This window comes from Protofrankia sp. Cr2 (genome assembly GCF_963555885.1).
Classification (GTDB): domain Bacteria; phylum Actinomycetota; class Actinomycetes; order Frankiales; family Frankiaceae; genus Protofrankia.
In genome coordinates, this window is sequence record NZ_CAUVXG010000022.1 from 30321 (window position 1) to 31965 (window position 1645).

The following is a 1645-nucleotide window of genomic DNA, read 5'->3' on the forward strand; positions in this document are numbered from 1 at the left end:
AGCACATACGCGTCAGCCGATCGGTTTCTCCGTGTGGCCGCCGAACTGCTTGCGCATCGCCGAGAGCAGTTTGTCCGCGTACATGGCCTCGCCGCGGGAGGCGAACCGCTCGTACAGCGAGGTGGTGAGCACATGGGCGGGCACACCCTCCTCGACCGCGGCGAGTACCGTCCAGCGACCCTCGCCTGAGTCGGACACCCGGCCGCTGAACGACTCCAGTTTCGGGTCCTCGACGAGCGCCGCCGCTGTCAGGTCCAGCAGCCAGGAGCTGACCACGCTGCCCCGGCGCCAGACTTCGGCCACCTCCGCGATGTCGAGGTCGTACTGGTAGTACTCAGGGTGCGCCAACGGAGTGGTCTCGGCGTCGTGGTCACCGGCATGCTCCCGGCCGATGCCGGCCTTGCTGAGGATGGCCATCCCCTCGGCGAAGGCTGCCATCATCCCGTACTCGATGCCATTGTGGACCATCTTCACGAAGTGTCCGGCTCCGTTCGGCCCGCAGTGTAGGTAGCCCTTTTCGGCCTGGCTCGGCTCACCGGTGCGACCCGGCGTACGCGGTGCCGTCGCCAGCCCCGGGGCGATCGTGGTGAACAGCGGCTCGAGACGTGTCACAACGTCACGCTCGCCCCCGATCATCAGACAGAAGCCGCGTTCCAGCCCGAAGACCCCACCGGACGTGCCGACGTCGACGTAGTGGATGCGCCGGCCGGCGAGCTCGGCAGCCCGGTCCACATCGTCGCGGTAGTAGGAGTTCCCACCGTCGATGATGATGTCGTCAGCGTCGAAGTGCTCGGCGAGCGCGAACACGGTCTCGCCGGTGATCCCGGCGGGGACCATCACCCAGGCGGCGCGGGGGACGGTCAGCGCCGCCGCGAACTCCGCGAGCGTCCTGGCGCCGGTCGCGCCCTCGGCCTCCAGCTGATCCACTGCCGCGGGGTTGACGTCGTAGACGACGCAGTCGTGCCCGTCGAGCATGAGGCGACGCACCAGGTTGGCGCCCATCCGGCCAAGACCGATCATCCCGAGCTGCACGAGGTCTCCCGTAGTTGTTGGGCTGAGGCGGGTGCAGTGGTGGGCGCTGCCGTGCCGTGCCGTGGCGGGTGGTGCCGTGGCGGGCCGGCAGGTCCTACGTCATTGTCTCGCGGCCCACCGGCCACGGCACCACACCGCAGGCGACTCCTGCTGATCGTTATGCCACACGGCCCGCGGCGCCGGGACGCCGGGACGCCGGGACGCCGGTCACGCGACACATCGGTGACCGGCGGTCTGCGGCCTGCTGGGCGCGGTCTGCGGCCTGCTGGGCGCGGCCTGCACTCCGTGGCCGGTCGGCGGCGCAGCTGGTTTAGGCCGGGACGGCGGCGAGCGCGTTCGCGCGCTTCTCCTCGTACTTCCTGGCGAGACCGTCGACAGCCTCGAGGTACTGTGCAACGTTTGTGCGGGCCTGTTCGGCCTGGGCGTCGAGGCCGTCGAGGTCGAAGAACTTCCAGTGCCGCAGGAGTGGCGTGACGACCTCGTCGTGGTGGATGCGAAGGTCGTAGATCCCGGCCCGAGCGATCTGCTTGGCCTTGCGATCGAAGTCGTCGATACCCGTCCCGGGCATCTGGAACGTCATGATCTCCTCGGCGATGGCCTGGACCGTCGCGGA

2 protein-coding genes are annotated in these 1645 nt (G+C 69.2%); both read right to left on the reverse strand.

Annotated features, from left to right (window positions below):
* Positions 1 to 12: 12 nt before the first annotated feature.
* Positions 13 to 1032 carry a phosphogluconate dehydrogenase (NAD(+)-dependent, decarboxylating) gene (gene gnd / locus U9978_RS12325; RefSeq protein WP_322761242.1) on the reverse strand — a complete coding sequence of 340 codons (1020 nt, stop codon included), beginning with the start codon at positions 1030 to 1032 and terminating at the stop codon, positions 13 to 15.
* A gap of 310 nt (positions 1033 to 1342) precedes the next feature.
* Positions 1343 to 1645, reverse strand: a 303-nt coding sequence (locus tag U9978_RS12330; RefSeq protein ID WP_322761243.1) for an acyl-ACP desaturase, incomplete at its 5' end; no start/stop codon positions are given.